A 21,883-nucleotide genomic window follows, 5' to 3' on the forward strand; every position below is an offset into this window, starting at 1 on the left:
ATCGTCCTTTCTTTCGTGTTTGTGCAATGGATCAACGTAAACCCCGTGATGGTCGTGTGATCGAGGAACTCGGCCATTACGACCCGATGTGCCCCGAAACCGATGCGCGTGTGCAACTCAAGAGCGACCGTATCGATTACTGGATCAGTGTCGGTGCCCAGCCCACCGAAAAGTGCGCCACGTTGATCAAGAAATACGGCACCGAGGGCACGCACCTCGACGCCCAACGTGAAGCACTGGCGCGTCTCGGACGCCGCAAAGATTACACCCCCGCACCCGTGACGGCCGCCCCGCAGCCCAAAGCGGAAGCTCCGAAGGCAGAAGAACCCGCACCCGCTGCGGAAACACCTGCTGAAGAGTCGCCGGCCGCCTCCGAAGCCACGGCTTCCGAGTGATCCGCGTCCAAGTATGCTGTCCGGCGAGTAAAACCTAGTGAGGATTGACGTTGTTACCCTGTTCCCCGCCATTTTTGACGGTTACCTGACGCAAAGTTTATTGCATAAGGCGATTGTCCGGGGGCTGGTCGATATCCAACGTCATGATTTGCGACAGTGGGCCGAAAACGTACCTCATCGCAAAGTCGATGATCGTCCGTTCGGCGGCGGGCCAGGAATGTTAATCCAAGTCGAACCGACCGTGAGTTGCGTTCGCGAGATCGAGTCGGATGCTGCTGCCGGGGTGCCCCATGCCCCCATCCGCAGAATCCTGCTCACGCCGCAAGGCAAGCCATTCAATCAACGTTTGGCCGAGGATATCGCCACCAGCGAGCGGATTCTTTTGCTCTGTGGGCGATACGAAGGATTTGACCAACGGGTCCATGACATCTTGGAGCCGGAAGAAATTAGCGTTGGCGATTTCGTCCTCAATGGGGGCGAAGTCGCTGCCATGACCATCATCGATGCCGTCGTTCGGTTGATCCCCGGCGTCCTCGGTGATGAAAATAGCCATCGAGATGATTCGTTCAGCCGCGGAAATCGGCTGCTTGAATTTCCACAATATACCCGGCCTCGAGAGTTCGAAGGACACTTCGTTCCCGAGGTCTTGCTCAGCGGTGACCATGCGGCAATTGCCGCCTGGCGAGCTGAGCAGACAATGATTCGAACCAAGGCACGTCGCAGCGATTTGCTCGATGAGTCCTAAGCACTTGCCGATACGTTTTTCGACAAAATGAGCCGTTTTGGCACTAGCCACGGTTGTCGCAGAAATTGAAAACTTATCGGCAGGTGCTTCACCCATTCAACTTTTCCCGATCCAGCCAGCCCTAAAACATATTAGCGAGAGCGTCATGAGCAATGCCATCATGGACATGGTCAACAAGGCCAACCTGAAAGAAGAAACCCCCAAGTTTGACATTGGCGATACCGTCGACGTGCACACCAAGATCCTCGAAGGCGCCAAAGAACGCATTCAAGTATTCAGTGGCGTTGTGATCGGCCGCTCGGGCAAGGGATCGCAAGAGATGTTCATGGTTCGCCGCATCGTCGCGGGCGAAGGTGTGGAGCGCAAGTTCCCCGTCCACAGCCCACGGATCGACAAGATCGAAATCAAACGCAGCGGTGTCACCCGCCGTGCGAAGCTGTATTTCCTCCGCGACCGCGTCGGCAAGGCAGTCCGCCTGAAAGAACGTCGCCGCGTCTAAAACGAAGCGACTTGAGGCTCGCTGAGAATCATTTCCCAGTGCCAATGCGGGCGGCAACGCCCGCAGTCCGGTGTGAATACCGTCGCCGCAGACGTGCGCGGCTGCGCCTGCCTGCACGTCAAGAAAATGCATCGCTGACCAGGAAAAATGCTCCCCAGCGCTGCGTCGACGTACCGGGCTGCCTCGACGTACCGGCACGGGAGAGACGCGGAAAATGACAGCCTGAATTGAGGGCGAAGGCTCCGCGGTCGATCATCCCGACGGTGGAGCCCTCAGCTACTCTTTTCGCTCGTCCCTACGCTGCTTGCACGGCGCGTTGCTGGACCGGGGCGAGCCAATCTTGGATGGCGGCGAGGTCTTTTGACCAGGTTGCACCCGTGCGACGATCGCAGAAGGTGTGAAAGAGACCGTCCACGGTATCACAGATTGTTCGCACCGCTTCGATGCGGTCGTCGTTATCGAACTCGGCGTCCTCGTCGAGGATGATTTTGGCGCCGCTGATGCCAAACGTTTCCGCTTGCAGCGTCAGGTCAAACTGCTGACCCTCACGGACCAGAATCATGCCGGTTTTACGAGGCAGCTTGCCGTGCTGGATCGCTTGCATCGCTTCGGGCAGCTTCACGGGCGATTCAGCCGTGATCGTTTCCTTGCCGGATTCACCAATCGGACATTCGAGAGTCAGCGTTTTCGCCAGCATCACGGTCACCTCCGTCCCGTCAGCGATCGTGATCGTGTCGGTCTGTGTCTCCAGCGTCCACCACAACCACAGCAGGAATTCGTTGCCTAGGAAATCGGGTGCTTGGGAATGTTCGTTCGCCCACGCCACGCTGCCGTGGGCCGGGCCGGCGGCGAAGGCAGCTGGGACGAGCTCATCCATTTCGGCGTATCGGTCCGCTTCGATGGCCCATGCTTGAGCGATTGATCCGGCGCTGACGTGGCGCAATTCGACGCCAAACACTCGCTCGAGTAAATCGGCGCAGTGACCGCTGGCCGTGCCCGCCGAACCGCCGAAGTACAGCATTTCATAACTGTGATCCCACAACAGCGAGAAGGGCTGGAACTTGCGGTATTTGCCGGTTGCCGCTTCCGTTTCGCAGCGCTGCTCAACGGCTTCCTTGGCTTCCTTACGCTGTGATTTGGTCGGCACACCGCTCGGGTTGTCGCGGCCTAGCCCAGCGAGCTCCATTTGCAACCAGGCGTTCTTGATCGCCGCGGGAATTTGGTTGGTATCAATTCGCACGCCGAAGTGGACGGCATCATTAATAACATTCTTCTCAATATCGAAGTCTTGATCGAACAGGTGGGCGCCACCCAAAAAACCGGTATGAACATTCTCCGCTGAGTCAGTCTCGACCCGACCGGCAGCGTGCTGCTGCATCAGGTCGATGTGTTCTTGATCGAAACTTGCAGATTCGAATTTTTCAACACGGAATCGTTCAAATGAAAGACTACCGGATAGGAAGGGCATGAAGGTTTCCGATCAAATGAGAATAGCGCGCAAGAGGGCACGTGTGGGAAGGACAACGAGACGCCCGAGCTATATCGTCCAGCCAAGGTGCCAACATTAGTCCGCATCGGGCCAACCGGTCACCAATGCTCGCCCGCTGAGAAAACCATGCGGCACATCTGACGCGCCACACGCCTACGATGTGCCCCGCCCCGTCTGTCGCACGCTCGACGGGAAAATGTTAACCTGCCCCGTGGTCCGTCAATCTCGGGTGTTTGGGTGAGCCGAATGCCGTAAGGCCTCGGGTAACGCACGGCACCCTGCCGCTTAGAAATGGGCGGCAGAGGGCCGCCCATTCTCTCGTTAAATCAACAGCTCGCCAGCGTCCCAGCGGCTCATGCTGCCAACCCTCCGCTTTGAATTTGACGGACCACTGGGTTTTCATAACCGTCGCCCCATCCGGTCGACATCCTCCACCGCGAGAGCTTCTCCGTTCATGGCACGTCTCCTCATCCGCAGCGTTTCGGTCGTCCTCCCCGGCGATGGATTTCATTCCAATTCGGGCGAAGTCCGCGTCGCCAACGTGCTCGTCGACAATGGAAAAATACTGGATATCGAGGCCACTTCCACTGCGTCGTGCGATGAGGTGGTCGACGCGGATGGACTGCATCTGCTGCCGGGAGTCATCGACGATCAAGTTCACTTTCGTGAGCCGGGACTGACTCAGAAAGAGGATCTCGCGACCGCCAGTCACGCTTGCGCGGCCGGCGGCGTGACGACCTTTTTCGAAATGCCCAATACCAAACCACCCGCGATCACGGCGGAGGGGGTTCGTGACAAAGAGCGACTCGCCGCCACCAAATCGTTGGTCAATTATGGGTTCTACATTGGGGCCACGCCCGACAACGTGAAGGAACTGGCGGGGATTTCAGGGGTACCGGGAATCAAGATTTTCATCGGCAGCAGCACCGGCAATCTCCTCGTCGACGAACAGGCAGCACTGGAACGCATCTTTGCCGAAACCACGCTGCCGATCTGTGCGCACTGTGAAGACGAGTCGACCGTGCGTGCCAACACCGACCGAATTGGCAACACCCACGATCTCGCCGACCACTCCCGCATCCGCGACGAGCAGGCAGCGATGATTGCAACCCAACGCGCGACCGAGCTAGCCCGTCGGCACCAACATCGATTCCATGTGCTGCACGTTTCGACCGCCGCCGAACTGGAGTTTTTGCGGGACCCGGCGCCGTATCTCACCGCCGAGGTTTGCCCGCATCATTTATTCTTCAACGTCGACGATTACCCGCGTTTGGGCAGTCGCGTGCAGATGAATCCGTCAATCAAGACAGCCAACGACAATGCGGGATTGTGGCAGGCGCTCTGCGATGATGTGATTCAAGTCATCGCGACCGACCACGCCCCACATACCCTCGAAGAGAAAAATCAGCCTTATCCCCAAAGCCCCTCCGGCTTGCCCGCCGTCGAGAATTCACTGGCCCTGATGCTCAATCAAGTTCACGCTGGTCGCATCACGCTGCCGCAGATCGCCCACTGGATGAGCGATGCGCCGGCACGGGTATGGGGGGCGACTAGCAAGGGCCGCATCGCGATTGGCTATGACGCTGACCTAGTACTCGTTGATTTGTCCGAACGACGCACGATCCGAGACCAAGACCAGCATACGAAATCTCGCTGGAGCCCCTGGGACGGCGAAACTTTGACGGGTTGGCCCGTCCGCACCTGGGTCGGCGGGCACCAAGTTTGGTCGGCCGCAACTGGGTTCGACGAAGCCGCACGTGGAACCAAGCCGAACTTTGACCACAGTCGCGGTGGATACTGGTCGACAGGCGGCGGGATCGGCGTGTGAGTTTGGTATACTGACTCAGTGCGTATCCGAAAAGCGATCTTAGCTGCCGTCGCCAGACGGCGGAATCGTCAGGCTCTGGCGAGCGTCGCGACACTGTCATTCGTAAAGGATCCCCCGGGTGTCCGACGAACTCTTCTATTGGCAACAGGAACAGGAGAGTGCAGCGTCTTCGACTGTCGATGCGGGCGTGCGGGACCAGTTGCAGTTGTGTTTGCTACCGGGCCTGGGACCACGGGGTCTGAGCGTGCTGAGCGAGGCATTCGGTTCGGCTGCCGAAATTCTACGTGCCGATACGGACTCGTTGCAGCGGGTCCCCGGCATCGGCCCCAAACTCGCCCACACGATTCGTACGGCGGGCGATCATATTAATGTGGACGATGTCTTGCGGTGGTGCCGGCAAAACGGCACCCAGATCATTCAGCCAGACGATAGTGGCTATCCGCAACCGCTCGGGGAGCTCGACGACACGCCACCGATCCTGTTTTGCCAGGGCAGCTGGACGGCCGTCGATCAGATTGCCGTGTCGATCGTGGGTACCCGTCACGCGACCGCGTACGGTCTCGAGCAAACCCGCCGTCTGGCACGCGATCTCGCGGCGGCATCGGTGACCATCATCAGCGGGTTGGCGCGCGGCATCGATACCGCCGCACACCGCGCCGCGTTGGAGGTCGGTGGCCGCACGGTCGCGTTCCTGGGGGGTGGTTTAGGGCAGATGTACCCGGCCGAAAACAAGCCACTGGCGGCGGAAATTGCCGCCTCCGGGGCCGTCATCAGCGAACACGCACCGCTATCCAAGCCGCGCGGCGGGATGTTTCCACAACGCAACCGGCTCATCGCCGCCGCCGGACTGGCGACAATCGTGATCGAGGCGCCCGAACGGTCCGGGGCCCTGATCACCGCTAGGCTCGCCAGCGAGCTTGGCCGCAGCGTGGGTGCCCTGCCAGGCCCCGTTAATAATCGGGCCTCCCAAGGATGCCACCGCTTGATCCGAGATGGTGGGATCCTCATCAGTAACGCCGATGACGTGCTGGAACTGCTCGGTCCGCTGAGCCAACCCATTCTCCGCAGCGGAGAATCCGAAGGAAATCATGGCGAGCGTGAGATGCGAGATGGACGCGAAATTTCGCTCAATGAACTCGAACTGGCCGTTTTGGATCAGATTTCTCCGACCGGCAGTTCGCTCGACGCCGTCACGGTGGCGTGCGAATTGTCCTCGGCGAGAGTCTCCGCGATTGTCAGTATCCTCGAAATGAAACGCTTCGTTCGGAGGCTCAGCAGCCAGTATGTCGCGAGAGTTTAGTGTCAAGTCGTCTTGACCTCCAATTTCCATCGGCGATACCCTTTGCGGTTTGCATCTTCACGCAGTTTTCGATTGTCCCCGCCCCGCTAGGCTTCTCTGATGAGTTCGAGTCCGTTCGAGATCTTTCGACGCAACCTCAAGCCCCTGATGGTCTTTCTGACCCTCTTGGCTCTGTTCTCCTTCGTCGTCCTGCCGGCGCTGGATACGTACATGCGTCGTGGCGGTGGGATTAATTCCAATCCGGTCGCCGCCACCTTTGATGGCACCGAACTGACCCGCACGCGGGTGGCCCGCACTACGCAGAATCACCGCGCCGTCGTTCGATTCCTGTACGAACTGGCCAGCCTCACGCTCAAACGAGGTGGTGTCCCGCAGACCCCTGGATTCCAACTGGACGAGCAATCGGGCCAAATCACTGCGATCGGCATCGATGCCAACCCGAGCGAAGAAGCCACCATCCACACACTGCGTTTCTATCACGAAGCCCAAAAAGCTGGCTTTGAACTGGACGACGTGCAATTGAAGGATTGGCTGACCCGGTTCTCGGACGGTACCGTCAGCGACAACGAGATCGCAGCGCTCTTGATGCAGAGCAGCGGCCGTCAACTCGGCCAACAACACCTCTACGAACAACTCCGCATGCACCTCTTAGCGGATCTGTACCAACGTGGGGCGCTCGTTGGACTCAGTAGCGGCCAAATTCCAATTGTCACCCCGCTGGGCCAATGGGAAAACTTTCTGAAACTCAACCAACAGGCGACGGTAACCGCCTACGGTGTTTTGGCCAGCGAATACTTCGACCAAACCGATAAGGACCCCAGCCAGTCCGACATTCAAGACACCTACGACGCTGGTCGCCAGCGAATGAGCTTCCCGGGTAACGATTCACCTCTGCCCGGTTTCCGCCGGCCCGACTCTGCTCAAATCGAATACGTCGCTGCCGACCTGCAGCAATTCCTCGACGCCGAAAAAGCCAAACTCAGCGAGCAACAACTGCGCGACGAGTACGAGCGCCGGCTCGCCGGTGGCGATTTCCAACTCCCCGCAGATGCCGTCGTTCCAGCGGGCACAACGACGATGGACAAAGAACCACCTGCCGAACAGAGCGGCGTTAGCGATGGTGCCGCTCCGAGCGACACGGCCGCACCCAGCGAGGAAATGACCGCCAGCGAAGAGAAGGCACCCGCCGAGGAAACCAAACCCGCTGAAGAGTCCAAACCTGCCGAAGAGTCCAAACCTGCCGAAGAGTCCAAACCTGCCGAAGAGAGCAAACCTGCCGAAGAGACTAAACCTGCCGAAGAGACTAAACCTGCAGAAGATACCAAGCCTGCTGAAGAGTCCAAACCTGCCGAAGAGAGCATGCCCGCAGAGGAAGCCAAGCCCGAAGTGGAGCCGGCTGCCGAAACGGAACCTACTCAACCCGCAGCCGAAGAGTCATCGCTCAACCGTCGTGACGACCGGTCTGTTCGACTGGTTGCATTCCAAGACGACGATGCGGACGCAGCTGCTGCCGCCCCTGAAACGCCAGCGGCAACACCCGCCGAACCCGCAACCAGCCTCGACCTTGATGACGAGCCGGCGCCGACCGAGTCTCAAGGCTTTGACGACGTGCGCGACCAAATCGCCACGGAGATGGCTAGCGAGCCCGCCCGCCGCGCCCTCGACGACGCTGTTTCCGAGGCGAACAAGCGGATGCGCCGATACTTCAGCGAACTCGCCGTCCACGAAAGCAATGTGTCCGTTGGCGTGCAGACGGAAGCCGACGCACCAACGCGTCTTGATCTGAAAAAGATGGCTGATGAACTTGGTTTGCAGTACGGAAAAACCAAGGGTCTCGTCAACCGTCTCAGCGTCGAGAAAATCGCTCCAGGAAACTCCTTCGGACTCGGTACTGGTTTGAATCGACGCGGACCGCCCTACAGCGCGATGATGTTCGGCGCCCCCATGCAGGACGGCACCGTGCTCCAGCCCCAACCCATCTTCTCACCGCTCCGCTCGGTCGATCTAGAAGCCGGCGTAACCTACATCAGCTGGAAGACGAAGGACGTCCCGTCCTACGTTCCCAAGCTCGACGAGGCTCGCGATGAGGTCGTGCATTTCCTACGCATGGCCGAAGCGAGAGAGCTCGCCGCCGCCGCCGCAGATAAAATTGCCGCCGCCGCGGGCGATGCGAAAACGCTCGCTGACGTGATCCCTGCGGACAAGAAAGACAATCTGATCGAGAACGTCGGCCCCTTCAGCTGGCTCGAACAGGTCGGTTTCATGCAAACGGTGCCTGCGGAAGTCCCTGAACTCGATGCCGTGGGAGACGATTTCATGCGTGCTGTCTTCACCACCGAAGTGGGCGCCTACGCGGTCGCTCCCAACGACCTGAAATCGGTTTACTACGTCGTCACGCCGACAGAGTTCCAACCCGACGTCGAGCAACTCCGCGAGCAGTTCCGCCAACCGCAGCAGCGTTTCATGGCCCAGTTGCTGGGCAGCCAGGATACCCGCAATCTGATTCGCGGTTATCTGCAGTCGGTCGACACGCGAACCGGTTTCCAGATGAACATGCCCGCAGACGAGTAAGCAACAGCGAGACGGTAAAACACGTCGCATTCAAGCGAGCGTCCCTCACCAGAGGGTCGCTCGCACGTACTGACGAACGTAGCGACTCGGTTTAGGCCATACGCAATCGGCTCGCAGAGCCAAGCGATATGGAACGCCTACTTCGTGCAGCGATACACGAACGCGGGCGGCAGGTTTCGCCACACGGTCGGGCTACGGTGTACGTCCGAAAAGCTGGTGCTCAACCGTCGCGAAAACCGCCTGCCCGCAGGCAGCACGACGCCTTGCCAGTATGCAAACGTGGCGAACTGACCTCCGGGACGGAGCACGTCGAGTGTGGCGTCGAGAATGCTCGCCTGGAGCGATTCAGGAAATGACGCCCACGGCAATCCGCAGATGATCGCGTCGACCTGGCCGATCCCTTCGCGGTGGCACAATTGCTGAACGTCGGCGGCTGATGCTTCGTGAACCTTGGTGCCGGGGCACCGCTGGCGGGTTAGTTCGGCGAGGTCAGCTGAACGCTCAATTGCGAAGAATTCGGCGTCGGGGTGCAATCGCTGGGTGATGCCCGCAGTAAAAACGCCCGTCCCCGGTCCGTATTCAACCACCCCCCGCACCTCGTTCCAGTCAAACCAATCGACCATCATTTCGACCAGCCCCTGGCTGCTGGGCGCTATCGCACCGACCGCGGTGGGGTTGCGTGCGAAGTTTTTCAGAAAGGTCCACGCGGGTAGACCACTGCGAGTGGGTTCAGTGGAAATAGCGAATGCTCCCTCTCAGCGGCAAAATTGATGGTGAAACTCACCCAGCGGCGTGGCATCCGATGATAACGTATTTGGAGCTTGGGACCATTGTCCCGAGCGGGATCAAAGTAACCGAACGCTCCGCGGTCGGACAAATCGCCCCCCAACAGTCAGTTCCCGCTCGTTCCTCAGCGGTGAAACCCAGGTTCTGGCGAACGCAGCGGCTCCGTTGACTCATTCGCGGCACGGCAAACTGACATTTTTCCGTGTTGAGCTCAACTTTTCCAGTTTCACGCCTCCACCTCAACCTCTTCCATTTCCACATTCAAACCCCGCAGGACATCGCGGAGTTTGTTCTCGAGATCATCGAGCTGAGCCAAGACATCGTCTTGGCGTCGCTCCAGTTCGGCGAGCAGTTGACCGGGAGCGTATTCGTTGGAGTCAGTCAAACAAGTAGAGGACATCGCGGCGACCGGAGTGCATGTAGAACGAAGACGTGAACAAGCAGGCGAGAGACCCATCGGGGCCGATCGATCGCCTACCGATATTGACGATCGGCTGATTTCTACCGAGATTCGCGACCCGGTTCCGGTCGTGCGGGTCACCCCAGGGAGGAAAGATTTGCGGATTCTCCGGCTAGCACCGGTTGCAGGGATTTTGATATCAGTGCGATGTGATCCATCGAGAAAGGGACTCTTTGAACGCGAGTTCGTACAACCGTCATAGGCGCCGATTTGCCGTCTCTGCTGCTCAGAGCGGTGTCATCGGCAGGTGCATTTGGGCATCCCTGATCGCCGCTGCGCTAATGGCCGGCTGTATGCAGCTGGGTTGTCGCAGCATCGTCAAGTTTGGGGAAAGCCGCCAAAGCGTCGCGGCTCGGCGGCTGTCGCGGCAAGGGCTCAAGGCCGCCCGACAAGGCGACTGGACCGTGGCCGAGGATCTCTTCAGCAAATCGCTCGACGTGTCGGACAACAACGACGCGGCCCATCGTGGACTCGCTGACACGCTGTGGCTCCGCGGACGACGCAACGAAGCGATCGTGCACCTCAAACAAGCCGTCCAGCTCAGCGCGGGTGATCCGAAGCATCTGCAGCGGCTCGGTCGCATGTACCTCGAACTGGGACGCGTCGACGAAGCGGCCCGGCAGTGCGAAATTGCCCTCCAAGCAGATCGCGAGTGGGCCGCGTTGTGGGCGTTGTGGGGCGACTGCGAAATGGCGCAAGGACGCTCTCCTGCGGCATTGGCCGCCTATCACCGCGCCCTGTCCTTGCAGCCCGACTATCCCTACGTCCAGCTGCAAACGGCGGAAATCTACTTCCAACAAGAACGGCATGACCGCTTGCTTGCCACACTCGATCGCTTCAACGAGGCGGGCGGTTCAGTACTGCTCAACCAAACCGACGGCGGCATCATTCCCGGCCGCGCCGATTTGCTGCGCGGCTTGGCGTATCGTGAACTCGGCCGCGGCGACGAGGCGCAGCGGTGCCTCATTGCCGCAGCGGAGAAAAATCCATCCGACGTGACGGCGCGACTGCAACTTGCCGCCTCCTCGATCGCGGGCGGCGATTCCGTGGCCGCTCAGGATTGGCTTGCACAGGCCATGCGAATCGACCCGGAAGCCGTCGCGGCTTCGGGATGGGTGCGGAGCAGCATCGACACCTCCGAACTGGCCGGTGACGCGGTGATCTCATCCCTCGAGAACCCGAACGCGAGTCGTCGCATGCCATCGAGTTATCAACCTGACTCAGGCCTCTCTCGACCCGGCGACCGCCGCACCACCAGATCGAACTCACGCATGGCAATCGGCCCCGCCACCGGAGAAAGCCGCTAACTCGTGCTGTGTCACCACCTCACTTCGCGGCGTGCCGCGGCGGGACCTGGGCCAGTCAGTCGTTCATCATTCGGCCGCCATCGGAACTTCCTGTTCATCCACGCCACCGGGCCGCAAGGATTCGTCGAATGACATGACATAAGCGACCATCGCCAGCATCATCAGCACGATGGCGGTCCAGAATCGCCAGTCGTGATGGATCTTTTTACTCTGTTTTGCAGCGTGACCCGCGGCGTTGTGATGATCGTGGCCGTGGGTGGGTTGTTGATGTTTCGACATGGATGTGAATGTTCCCAGTAAATAAATGTCTCATGATCGACGACGGTCACGAGCGAGGTCAGCTGCGGTAGTCATGGCGCGTGGGGGGGAGGCGATCGATGGTGCCGATGAGCTCATCAGGTAGCGTTTTGGACCATCCCGCTGCCCCCACTGCCGCAACAGCAGCTTCCTGTATTCTAATCCGTCCGTCCAGACACCCCCAGCACGTGCAAAACTATTTTCCACACCGCAAGGCGGGCCGGTTCGACCGGCCACCCCGGTCCCTCGCTGAGAGCATCGCCCAGCCTAAAAAACGAGCAGCCCCGGACCGGACCGGACCGGACCGGACCGGACCGGACCGGACCGGACGGGCGCGAGTCAGACCGAGAACTCGGGCTTGAGCGGCAAAACAGGTTACAAATAACGTTCGCGAATCCACGCGGCAGCATCGTCGAGCGTTTCTCCGAGTGGGCGGTTTTGGTATCCGAGTTCCGTTCGCGCACGGGTGCAATCGTACCAGTGATATTGGCTCGTTAGCTCAATCGCGGCGCTGTTGACCTCGGTTTCCTGCCCCGTCAATTTGGCTCGCAGATCGCCATAAGAAGATGCGGTGATTCGTTGCAGAGGTCCCGCGGGCATGATCGGTCGCGGTTTGCCGAAACGTTTGCCCATCTCCGTCCAAAGTTGGTAGTACGTGATGTTGTATCCGCCGAGGATGTACGACCGACCGTTCGGCGCGTCGACATCCATCGCGGCGATGATTGCATCGGCGACATCGCGAGCATCACACACGCTGCAGCCGCCCCGGGGGGCGATCGGTCGCCACATTTGGCCGACCTCCAGCATCATCCGCCCACTGCTCGGTTTCCAATCCCACGGCCCGAGCATGAATCCAGGATGCAGGAGCAGCGCTCGCAACCCCTGCTCGACACCGCGTTTGACCTCGTCGTTGCCCGCTCGCTTGCTCAGGACGTAACTGCACGGAATTTGGCCGCCCGCGTTGTCCAACGGTGTATTTTCGTCCGCGGCTGCGTCACGACTGCCAACGGCTTGCGTGTTGACCGTACCGATATGGAGCAACTGACAATCATGGCGCAAACATGCGTCGACGACGTTGCCTGTGCCATCACGATTGACGCGCATGGATTCCTCCAGCCGCGTCCAGCCGACATGAATGAGACCCGCCGAATGAATGACGACATCGGCCCAATGGGCGGCTTCTTCGAGACAGACGCGATCGCTCAAATCACCTCGAAAGGGTTTGGAATCCAAGCCCTCAAAAACCCCCGCTGCTGCTTCACCACGCACCAGGTATGCCGTTTCATGCTCGGTCGCATCCAGTTGTCGCAGAATCGTATTGCCCAGTAGCCCTGAGCCACCCGTTACAAAAACTCGCATCTTATTTCGTGTTACATCAATGGTTGAACAAGTTGTCGGCGCGTGACCACACCAGCCAGATTGCCGGTGGCGTCGTACAGCACTGCCACGTCACTGTTAGCATCGTAGAGTCGCAGCAGCACGCCCAAGTGGCGGTCACTTAGCGAACCGCGTACCACCGGCATCGGCTCGGGCACCTCTTCTTTGCCGATCAGATCGGAAAATCGATAGAAACCCACGATGCGTCCACGACGTCGTACCAAAATAATCGGATGGTTGCTACGTCGAGCTTGATGGCGGGCGATCGCCAAGTCGACAGGTGTGTTAACAACGGCCAAACGATCGGGCCGTACGCCGAACTGGACGGCGGCTTGGTTCCCAATCTCGAAAATGTTCTGAGCGAGCAGACGCTGACTCGTCGTTAAGATGCCGGCTTCGAAACCGTCTCGCAGCACGCGATTGAGGTCACCACGGGCCATCGTCAAGTTCACTCGAAACGGTGTCTGGCCCGTCATCGCTTGCAAAGCATTGCCGAGGAGGGCCAGCAGACTCGCCACCGGTGAGAAAATAACCGTTGCGGTTAACAGGACCCAGCGTGTGGCCATCAGCAGGCGGTAGGGGGCCTGAAAGAACAAACTCTTGGGTAACAACTCGCCGCACACAAAAACGAGAGGTGTCATCAATACGGTCAGACCCAGCTCCAAGCCCGCGCCACCCCCCATCGCTTCGCCGCCAAACATCACGACCGCGAAACTCGTCATGTAGTTGGCTAGATTGTTCCCGACGAGGGTCGTCGCGACGAACATCGCGGGATGGTTGAGCAACCACACCAAGCCGCGTCCCGCCCACGAACCGCTCAGACCGTCCAAGACCAACCGGGTTCGCGAAACACGGTACAGTCCCGTCTCGGTGCCACTGAAAAAGGCGCTCAGCGCCAGCCCGACAAGAAAGATCAAAATGGCAGCGATCATTGCGATTCACCGGTACCTTCCGGCCCCCGCCAGGCTTCGATCCAGATATCGTCGTCGTCCTCATCCGTGACGACCAATTCAAATGGTGGCAGGAGCGCGACATCGCCGACTCGCGGCACACGCTCGTTATATCGCTGCACATAACCCGATACCGTCGCGGCTCGCTCCTCGGGAACTTCGATTGATAGCATCCGTGCCAGTGCCCGTAGACTGGTCATGCCCGGCATCCGGTAATGGTCCCCACCGACACGTTTAATCTGATCCTCGGCGGCATCGCGTTGTCCCCGATTGGCCAACACGCCGCGCAGAATATCGTCAATCGATAGCGCACCGATGATTTCGCCAAATTCATTGACCACCACCGCAACACTGAGCTCCTGCTGCCGCAATGAGTCATAGACGTGCGATACGCGGGACGACCACGGGGTAAACATGATGGGGTCGATTGCCGAGGCGAGGTCACTGCACTGCTGTGGTCGCAGCATCCGCACGGCGATCGTGCCCATCCACGTCTCTCCCGCCGGATCACGCGGATCAGCAATCATGATGTATCCGCCGGGAGGTGACCCACCATGCAGCGATAATGGATCGAGCGGCGGCGTGAGCACGCGCAACCGACTGCGGGGCCGCATCATCTCATCGGCACGCATCTCCGCCATCGCCACGAGTGACTGCAACGCAGCACGCTCACGGCGGATCAAAACAGCATCATCGGTGCCCAAGTCAATCGCACGCTCAATATCCGCCAGATCGATCACGGGTTCTGGCTGGAACGATGGCCACAACAATCGCGAAACGGCATCGTTCGCCCAACGCACGATCGGCAGAATTGGATCGACAATGGCGGCCGCCACCGAAATCGGCACGCACACGGCCAAACCGATTCGCAGTGGCGTCATCACCGCAACACTTTTGGGTAACATCTCACTGCAAAAAATAATGATCACCAGCGCCGCAAACGTGAACAGGCTGGGCTGGCTGGTTTCCTTAGCCACGATCGCCACAAGCGCAAAGTAAATCATATTGATCAGCAGATTCCAGAATAGAATCGCTGCGAGCAATCGATCGGGATCGTCGAGTAGACGCGCCACCACACGCCCCGCACCGCCGCCGCGCATTAGCCGCCGCCGGTCTCGCTCTTGGATCGAAAACAGCGCTGCTTCGCTACCGCTGAACAAACCGCTGGCGACAATCAATACCAACATGGCTGAGAGAAATGGCCACTGAGCCGCCAACTCACTCAAACGGTTGACTCCGCATGTGAGTCGCCTGGCTCGACCTCCAAGGGAACGTCGAATTCACTCAGTGCCGGGATCATCATCGCCGCGGTGGTAAACCCGTAGCCGAAGATCAACGAGGCAGCGACATACAGATGATCCGTCTGCAGCAGGAACTGCGTAATCGCATAGAACGTGATCAAGGGCAATGCAAACGCCGCGGTGAAGATCGCCGAGGATGGATTTCGCCAACCCAGTGCAGCGAACAACGCCGCCCCGCCGCCGAGAATCATGACCAAGAACGGGGCCAGTTGCAGTTGAAACGCACCGCGAAAACTGACCATGATCGTCATGCAAATTGCGATCCCGACACACAAGAAAAACACCGTCCCGAGGCTGGCAAGCGTGGCCGTTCGCCCCGAAACATAATTCAAACCCGAGTGGATCCCCAGCGTCGTCACAAACACATACAACCCGATCGCTGCTAATATCGCATACTGCATGCTCTCAAGTGTCATCACGCCGGCAACCGCGAGATAAACGATCAATGCCAGCGGCAACAGGATCAGCTCCTTGGCGGCATACATCACGCCAAATAGCTTGCCAAAAATAAACTCACGCGGCCTGAGGTCGGTGACCAACAAGAGATCCAATGCCAACCCGTCCCGTTCACCCGTGATCGACGTCACCGCCAACGCGTTGACCAACACCAAACTGATCACACCGAGAATCGCGATGGGAATCGTGACGGCGGGGAATGCGCGTCCAATCCGGCCGGATGGTTCCATAGCCGCACCGCTCTGAATCTGATACCAAACCGCCGTCGTGATCAATGCAAAGATGAACACGAACACCGCGCGAATCAATAGGATTTTGCGGCCATACGCCCACGTCCGAACTTCCCGCCACAAAATCGGATTGTCCCAAACCGGTCGCGGCTGCCGGACTTTCCAGGACGCGGGACCTTCGGACGAAGTGGCGTCACGTTGAAATTCCTCGCTCGTCTCCGGCTCGGGTGCCTTTAATCGCACCTCTCGCGACGGATTCCAAACGCGGACTTTGACGACACCCATCACCAGCACAACGAGCGAGAACAGGCTGCCCAAAACCACGAACCCGCCTTCGGCCGATTGCGTCAACGCAGCGACACCAGACATTGAGTTTGTCGCCGCCACGAGCGCGCGGGGCGGACTGATCGCCGTCGCCCAGCCGGCAGCACGTGGGCCGAGGCTGGCAATGATTTCGCCAACGGCCACCAATAACAACAGGACCAAGAAGGTCAGGGCGATCGATTGAAACGTCTTCTCACGCCAAAACGCCACGACCGTACCGACCACGGCAGAAACCACCACGCTCACCGCGATCACCAAAAACACCGCAAACACCTGCGCAGGGGCCACCCCGCCCAACAGCGGTAAGGTCAAAAACAGCGGCAGCGACACAACCAACAGGCTGAGCGGCATCAGCAACGCCGATGCCGTCTTGCCCGCGACAATTTCAAAACCCGATAAGCGCGTCATCAACAGCAACAACAACGTGCGACGGTCTTTTTCCTGAGCCACATTACTGGCCGCACCGACTGCCGCCAATGCGGATAAAATCACGAGCTGCAGCGGGGCGAGCAAACGAAACATCCAGCCGCCAAATTTGGCCGCATCCGAGTTCGCTGCCAGCGACCGGGAACCATCCAGCACCAAGTAGCCGGTACACAGCAACAAGAACAACGTCAGCAAATAAATGCCGCGCGTCAAATAGGTTGACGAACGCTTCGGAGCCACGGAGGCTTCACGGTTAAATACGGGGCCTAGCATGCTCTCAATAGTAATCACTGAACGAGCGGTGGCATAGGCTTGTCGCCAACCCGCCCTGCCTTTGGGGTAACCCGCACCCCCTTGACCGCCAATCCCCCGTTCCAACGAGCCTGAAACATCCTGTAGAGCCGAGTGGTGGAAACGCGTATGACATCGCGTCCAACACGCTCAACGCTCCCAAAACCGAGACTTTTCCTCGAGTTACAATAGCCCTCTGAGCGAATGCTTGGCGGTTCGTCGCGATGTTGATTCCCTACTCCACTGCAAAGTCCCTCACCTATGCGACGAAAACGTTCTTCCTCCCGTCGACACCATTGGCTGGTGGCAGCCACCATGACCCTCGCGGCGACCGCATTCGCCCAGCCGATTGACGCCGCCGCTGCCGATCAGCAACCGGCAGCCGTCCGCACGACTAATTTGCGAATCATGCCGCACTGGACGGATGCGGAACATTTTTGGTTTCGCCGGGAAAATGACCGCGGTGTGACGGAGACGGTTCACGTCGACGCGGCCACCGGTGAAATGACGATCGAAGACGTCAACGGTGATCAAGTTGCTAAGTCGGCATTGGCATTGAGCGGTGGCGCCGTCCCCCGCTCGGGGCCTTCGGATGACGCGACGGAAGTGGAATTCGTCAATCAGACCGACCAACCCGTCGAATTGCTCTGGGTCGATGGCAGCGGACGACGGAAGACATACGGTCGCGTCGCCCCGGGAAAATCGATTCGACAACACTCCTACGTCGGCCATGTCTGGGTCGCGACCGGCGACGATGACACATTCTACGGCAGCGTGACCGCCGGGCCCGCCCCGCACAAGGTTCACATCCAACAGACCTTTCCCCGTGAGCAGCGACAACGCCGCCGGCGGCACGCCCCGTCCGCGGGCCCCTCGAAATGGCAGGTTCGGATCCACGATGGAAAACTGGAGCGACGGACTCGAGACGATGCCTCCGATGACCAGGATTGGCACGCGATCGAATCGGTCAACGACGCGGTCCAGGGAGACGACTCGCTCGTCCGACCCCAAGTTTCTCCCGATGGGAGAGTCATTGCAGTGTGGAAGCGAACGCCGGGCGAACATCTCAGCGTGTTCACGACCGAGTCATCTCCACGCGGCGGTGGCCGGGCCAAATTGCATGAGCGCCCCTATGAACTTCCCGGCGATCGCATGGACGCCTATGAATTGATGGTTGTCGATACCCAGACCTGGCAACGTCTGCCAACCGAGTTGCCCAGCATCGATTTTGGCGGCCCATCCGTCCGCTGGCGAGGCGATCACGAGCTGCTGATCGAAAAAGTGGATCGTGGTCATCAGCGGTTCCGATTGTTTGTCGTCGATCCAGTCGCCGGGACCGTTCGCACTCCAATCGATGAATCAACAGATACTTTCATCTGGACGGGCCATGGACCTCCAGTTCGCCTGGTGAGCTATCTGTCGAAAACAGACGAAGTGATTTATGCCAGCGAACAGAGTGGTTACCGGCATTTGTACCTGGTCGATCTGGCTGGCGAAAAACCGACCCGTTCAATCACGAGTGGCCATTTTCTCGTGCGCGAAATCCTCGAAATCGACGAGTCCAAACGCGAGGTGTGGATGACCGTCGGTGAATACCACGACGACCAAGATCCGTATCACCATCACCTCGCAAAAGTGAATTTTGAGGGTGGTCAATTCCAAGTCCTGACCGATGGCAACGGCGACCACGAGGTCCAGCTCTCCGAGGATCGTCGCTATGCGATCGTCACGTACAGCCGCGTGGACCTGCCGCCCGTTCACGAACTCCGCAACTGTGAAACGGGCGAATGCATCGCCCAACTCGCCGTTGCCAAACGATCGGTGCCCGCTGGTGTTCAAGCACCACTGCCGACGGTCTTTTCCGCCAAGGGACGCGATGGCAAGACCGACATTTGGGGCTTCATCTGTTTCCCCGATGACTACGATCCGAAGTCAGACCGAACTTACCCGGTGATTGAAAACATCTATGCCGGACCTCATGACTCGCACGTCCCCAAGCAATATCGCAATTCTGCTTGGTACCACGATTTAACGTCGCTCGGGTTTATTGTCGTCCGCATCGATGGGATGGGAACGGCCAACCGCTCCAAAGCGTTTCACGATGTGTGCTGGCAGAATTTGAAGGACGCCGGTTTCCCCGACCGAATTGCTTGGATGAAGGCCGCCGCGAACGAACATCCGGCGATGGACATCGATCGGGTCGGCATCTACGGCACCTCAGCCGGGGGCCAAAATGCGTGTGGCTCGCTGCTCTTCCACGGAGACTTTTACGACGCGGCTGTGGCGGCCTGCGGATGTCACGATAACCGGATGGATAAAGCCTCCTGGAATGAACAGTGGATGGGGTACCCCGTGGGCGAACACTACGCGGCGTCGAGTAATATCGACAACGCACTTCGCTTGCAGGGCGATCTGTTTTTGATCGTGGGTGAACTCGACGAAAACGTGCCGCCCGAATCCACTCTCCGTCTCGTCGACGCATTGATTCATGCTGAGAAACGATTTGATTACCTCATGATCCCTGGCATGGGGCACAGTGATGGGGGTGAATACGGCCGCCAGTTAACACGCGAATTCTTCGTCGAAAAGCTGCAACGCGACGCTAAACCTCAAAAACCCGAACCGCAAAAACCCGAGCCGGGAACGGCAGACTCCGGTGACGACGGCGACGACGTCGTCACTGCCGATACCCTCCATGCCCTCCCTACGCAGTCCGCTTGGCAACTAGCCGCTGAGCGATACGCCAAAGACTATGGCAGCTTGACGCGTCGTTTGCCGTTGACCATTGCCCCCGAAAGACACATCCAGGTCGCACGACTGTTGGATGCATGGGAAGCGACGTTGGTGACAGCCCAGTGCGATGGCGAGAAAGAGGCGTCCGCGCGCGAAGAACTCGCCCAACGAATCTCAAGGGATCGGGAGCAATGGAAGGCCGCTGGCGAGACGGCAAAACAGGTTGCCGCGAAATATCCTTTCGCGGCGCCGCTCGTCGAACTCTGTGATTGGCAGCGCCGCGGCGAGCGGCAAGATTGGCCTGTCGTTGCCCAGACACTTGAGGACATCGAGACTCGCATGGAGGCGACGTTGGAGGCGACGTCGAAGTTGGATGGCGTGCCGCTCAACGAACTTGCCACCCAGTTTGAATCGTGGCGAACGTTCTACGCGGACTACGACCCTCAATTCGATTGGTGGGCCGGCGCCACCGCGAAGCGACTGTCGGAGCGATTGGCCGCCTGGCCGCACCATAACACTCACGCGAAACACCAGGAGAACAGCGACGGAACCGAGTCCCCGCCGTCACAAGCCCACCCGTCCGACGAGATCGCTGGCGAACACATCAGCATGCCCACGATGTTGGACGAAAACTATCCGGATCTGACGGCCTATGAGGATGCGGCGACGCGCCACATGCCCGGCGTGATGAAGCGCTACCGCAGCGATCTTCGCAACCTCGAACGCGAAGGCCACGCACAAGGGCGAAATGACCAATCGCAGGACGCCCTCGATGAGAACAAAAAGCGGTTATTGGGCCAATGGAAAACGTCACTCGAACAGTTTCGCCCCGAGGGCATGCCCTTTGAAGCCTGGCCACGTGGTGATCAGGTCGACTATCACCTGCTGATGGCTGAAATTGAGTATCAGCGTGAGAAAATGCAACTTGAAGGCTCGGCCGAGCCCATCATTTCTCGCGCTGCCGACGACAGCGGCATTTCGGGGCGGGTCGCGACGCGGGAGCGTTTGATGCTCGAATTACGCCGCGAATTCATTGCCGACACACCGGAGAAACTACTTCAACTAGCCCAAACGCAGTACGAAGAATGCCGGAGAGAAATGGTCGAGACCGCAGGCGAGATGGGTTTGGGTGACGATTGGCAGGCGGCGGTTGAAAAAATCAAAACGCTTCACGTTGCACCGGGGAATCAACCCGAGTTGATTCGTCAGACTGCAGACGAATCCGTGCAGTGGTTACTCGATCACGATCTGCTGACCATCGATCGGCTGGCGCAAACATCGTGGCGGATGGAAATGATGAGCCCGCAGCGGCAACTCGTCAATCCGTTCTTTACCGGTGGCGAGGTCATCAGTGTTTCGTTTCCCACGTCGAGCATGACGGCCGATCAGAAGCGGCAGAGCCTGCGTGCCAACAATCTGCCCTTCGTCAGGGCGACCGTGCATCATGAGTTGATCCCCGGTCATCATTTGCAGTTCTTTCAGGCAGATCGCTACGAGACCCAACGCGACGGTTTCGGCACCCCATTTTGGCTGGAGGGCTGGGCGTTGTACTGGGAGTTTTTGCTGGAGGAAAACGGATTCACCCGCACGCCCGAGGAGCGGATGGGATTCTTGGTCTGGCGGGCTCACCGCTATGCCCGGATTCTGTTTTCGCTACGGTTCCATTTAGGCAAAATGTCACCGGATCAATGTGTCGACTTTCTGGTGGACAATGTTGGCTTTGACCGACTCAGTGCCGAAGCCGAGGTCCGACGCAGCGTGGGGCCACACTATCCGCCGCTATACCAAGCCGCCTACATGCTCGGGGCGATGCAGTTGCGACAACTTGCTAACCGCTGGATCGGTGAAGAGCGGGGTACGTTGAAGGAATTTCATAATGCGGTCATGCAGCAGGGGAGTGTACCCATTGCGTTACTTGAGCCATTATTGTGGAACGATCCGCAGCTTGATCCTCCACTTGCCCGCGACGCACCACCCCAATGGGAGTTTGCGAGCGAATGATGAGGTCATGGAGTGAGTTCGAATTTGTGGGCGATCGCTCCGCAGTCGACCATTCCGACTGCGGACCGCTCGACGATTCCGACCGCAAAGCGTTCGGCGACTTGTTTTCCGATCTCC

Annotated in this window: 16 protein-coding genes; 8 read left to right on the forward strand and 8 right to left on the reverse strand. The window is 59.1% G+C overall.

Annotated features, from left to right (window positions below; translation table 11 throughout):
• The first annotated feature begins 26 nt into the window (after positions 1-26).
• The 3 genes from rpsP (at position 27) to rplS (ending at position 1,639) form a co-directional block, all read left to right on the forward strand.
• Complete coding sequence (gene rpsP / locus SH410x_RS28205; protein WP_473672925.1) at positions 27-395, forward strand: 30S ribosomal protein S16; 369 nt, start codon at positions 27-29, stop codon at positions 393-395.
• Positions 396-432: 37 nt separating this feature from the next.
• Positions 433-1,140, forward strand: coding sequence for a tRNA (guanosine(37)-N1)-methyltransferase TrmD (trmD, locus tag SH410x_RS28210; protein ID WP_473672927.1), 708 nt, complete (start codon positions 433-435; stop codon positions 1,138-1,140).
• Between the two features lie 145 nt (positions 1,141-1,285).
• Entirely contained in the window at positions 1,286-1,639 is a 354-nt protein-coding gene (gene rplS / locus SH410x_RS28215; protein ID WP_473672929.1) for a 50S ribosomal protein L19, read from the forward strand.
• 295 nt (positions 1,640-1,934) lie between these two features.
• On the opposite strand, the gene SH410x_RS28220 is transcribed toward rplS, so the two are convergent.
• Entirely contained in the window at positions 1,935-3,107 is a 1,173-nt protein-coding gene (locus tag SH410x_RS28220) for a hypothetical protein (protein ID WP_473672931.1), read from the reverse strand.
• A 475-nt stretch (positions 3,108-3,582) separates the two neighbouring features.
• Between SH410x_RS28220 and SH410x_RS28225 the strand changes: the two genes are divergently transcribed.
• The 3 genes from SH410x_RS28225 to SH410x_RS28235 all read left to right on the forward strand — a co-directional run bounded on the left by SH410x_RS28225 (position 3,583) and on the right by SH410x_RS28235 (position 8,827).
• On the forward strand, positions 3,583-4,956 hold the full coding sequence (locus SH410x_RS28225) for a dihydroorotase (protein WP_473672933.1): 1,374 nt from the start codon (positions 3,583-3,585) through the stop codon (positions 4,954-4,956).
• Positions 4,957-5,074: 118 nt separating this feature from the next.
• Positions 5,075-6,256, forward strand: coding sequence for a DNA-processing protein DprA (dprA, locus tag SH410x_RS28230; protein ID WP_473672935.1), 1,182 nt, complete (start codon positions 5,075-5,077; stop codon positions 6,254-6,256).
• A 99-nt stretch (positions 6,257-6,355) separates the two neighbouring features.
• Entirely contained in the window at positions 6,356-8,827 is a 2,472-nt protein-coding gene (locus SH410x_RS28235; protein WP_473672937.1) for a hypothetical protein, read from the forward strand.
• Between the two features lie 137 nt (positions 8,828-8,964).
• Here SH410x_RS28235 and SH410x_RS28240 read toward each other — a convergent pair whose 3' ends face one another.
• Together SH410x_RS28240 and SH410x_RS28245 are read right to left on the reverse strand one after the other, a co-directional pair.
• On the reverse strand, positions 8,965-9,453 hold the full coding sequence (locus SH410x_RS28240) for a class I SAM-dependent methyltransferase (RefSeq protein WP_473672939.1): 489 nt from the start codon (positions 9,451-9,453) through the stop codon (positions 8,965-8,967).
• 386 nt (positions 9,454-9,839) lie between these two features.
• Complete coding sequence (locus tag SH410x_RS28245; RefSeq protein WP_473672941.1) at positions 9,840-10,013, reverse strand: hypothetical protein; 174 nt, start codon at positions 10,011-10,013, stop codon at positions 9,840-9,842.
• Between the two features lie 353 nt (positions 10,014-10,366).
• Between SH410x_RS28245 and SH410x_RS28250 the strand changes: the two genes are divergently transcribed.
• Positions 10,367-11,380: a tetratricopeptide repeat protein gene (locus SH410x_RS28250; protein WP_473672943.1), complete on the forward strand. Its 1,014-nt coding sequence runs from the start codon at positions 10,367-10,369 to the stop codon at positions 11,378-11,380.
• A gap of 66 nt (positions 11,381-11,446) precedes the next feature.
• Here the strand turns inward: SH410x_RS28250 and SH410x_RS28255 are convergent, their stop codons facing one another.
• From SH410x_RS28255 to SH410x_RS28275, 5 genes are all read right to left on the reverse strand, one after another.
• Positions 11,447-11,659, reverse strand: a complete 213-nt coding sequence (locus SH410x_RS28255) for a hypothetical protein (protein WP_473672945.1) — start codon at positions 11,657-11,659, stop codon at positions 11,447-11,449.
• 393 nt (positions 11,660-12,052) lie between these two features.
• Complete coding sequence (locus SH410x_RS28260; RefSeq protein ID WP_473672947.1) at positions 12,053-13,036, reverse strand: NAD-dependent epimerase/dehydratase family protein; 984 nt, start codon at positions 13,034-13,036, stop codon at positions 12,053-12,055.
• A gap of 11 nt (positions 13,037-13,047) precedes the next feature.
• Entirely contained in the window at positions 13,048-13,986 is a 939-nt protein-coding gene (locus SH410x_RS28265; protein ID WP_473672949.1) for a CNNM domain-containing protein, read from the reverse strand.
• Entirely contained in the window at positions 13,983-15,230 is a 1,248-nt protein-coding gene (locus SH410x_RS28270) for a CNNM domain-containing protein (RefSeq protein WP_473672951.1), read from the reverse strand. The genes SH410x_RS28265 and SH410x_RS28270 overlap by 4 nt, the downstream gene beginning before the upstream one ends.
• A complete protein-coding gene (locus SH410x_RS28275) occupies positions 15,227-16,981 on the reverse strand; it encodes a hypothetical protein (RefSeq protein WP_473672953.1) in 1,755 nt (584 codons plus the stop codon). Before SH410x_RS28275 ends, SH410x_RS28270 begins: the two co-directional genes overlap by 4 nt.
• A 312-nt stretch (positions 16,982-17,293) precedes the next feature.
• On the opposite strand from SH410x_RS28275, the gene SH410x_RS28280 reads away from it, so the two are divergent.
• Positions 17,294-21,766, forward strand: a complete 4,473-nt coding sequence (locus SH410x_RS28280; protein WP_473672955.1) for a DUF885 family protein — start codon at positions 17,294-17,296, stop codon at positions 21,764-21,766.
• Positions 21,767-21,883 lie beyond the last annotated feature (117 nt).

It is taken from the genome of Rhodopirellula sp. SH410 (genome assembly GCF_055811895.1).

What these genes read in the sequence shown, in the direction of transcription:
- SH410x_RS28260 (WP_473672947.1), bottom strand. Translation starts at nt 13,036, where the DNA reads ATGCGAGTTTTTGTAACGGGTGGCTCAGGGCTACTGGGCAATACGATT.
- rplS (WP_473672929.1), top strand. Translation starts at nt 1,286, where the DNA reads ATGAGCAATGCCATCATGGACATGGTCAACAAGGCCAACCTGAAAGAA.
- SH410x_RS28245 (WP_473672941.1), bottom strand. Translation starts at nt 10,013, where the DNA reads ATGTCCTCTACTTGTTTGACTGACTCCAACGAATACGCTCCCGGTCAA.
- SH410x_RS28240 (WP_473672939.1), bottom strand. Translation starts at nt 9,453, where the DNA reads ATGATGGTCGATTGGTTTGACTGGAACGAGGTGCGGGGGGTGGTTGAA.
- SH410x_RS28235 (WP_473672937.1), top strand. Translation starts at nt 6,356, where the DNA reads ATGAGTTCGAGTCCGTTCGAGATCTTTCGACGCAACCTCAAGCCCCTG.
- SH410x_RS28255 (WP_473672945.1), bottom strand. Translation starts at nt 11,659, where the DNA reads ATGTCGAAACATCAACAACCCACCCACGGCCACGATCATCACAACGCC.
- SH410x_RS28265 (WP_473672949.1), bottom strand. Translation starts at nt 13,986, where the DNA reads ATGATCGCTGCCATTTTGATCTTTCTTGTCGGGCTGGCGCTGAGCGCC.
- SH410x_RS28280 (WP_473672955.1), top strand. Translation starts at nt 17,294, where the DNA reads ATGCGACGAAAACGTTCTTCCTCCCGTCGACACCATTGGCTGGTGGCA.
- SH410x_RS28250 (WP_473672943.1), top strand. Translation starts at nt 10,367, where the DNA reads ATGCAGCTGGGTTGTCGCAGCATCGTCAAGTTTGGGGAAAGCCGCCAA.
- SH410x_RS28225 (WP_473672933.1), top strand. Translation starts at nt 3,583, where the DNA reads ATGGCACGTCTCCTCATCCGCAGCGTTTCGGTCGTCCTCCCCGGCGAT.
- SH410x_RS28220 (WP_473672931.1), bottom strand. Translation starts at nt 3,107, where the DNA reads ATGCCCTTCCTATCCGGTAGTCTTTCATTTGAACGATTCCGTGTTGAA.
- rpsP (WP_473672925.1), top strand. Translation starts at nt 27, where the DNA reads ATGGATCAACGTAAACCCCGTGATGGTCGTGTGATCGAGGAACTCGGC.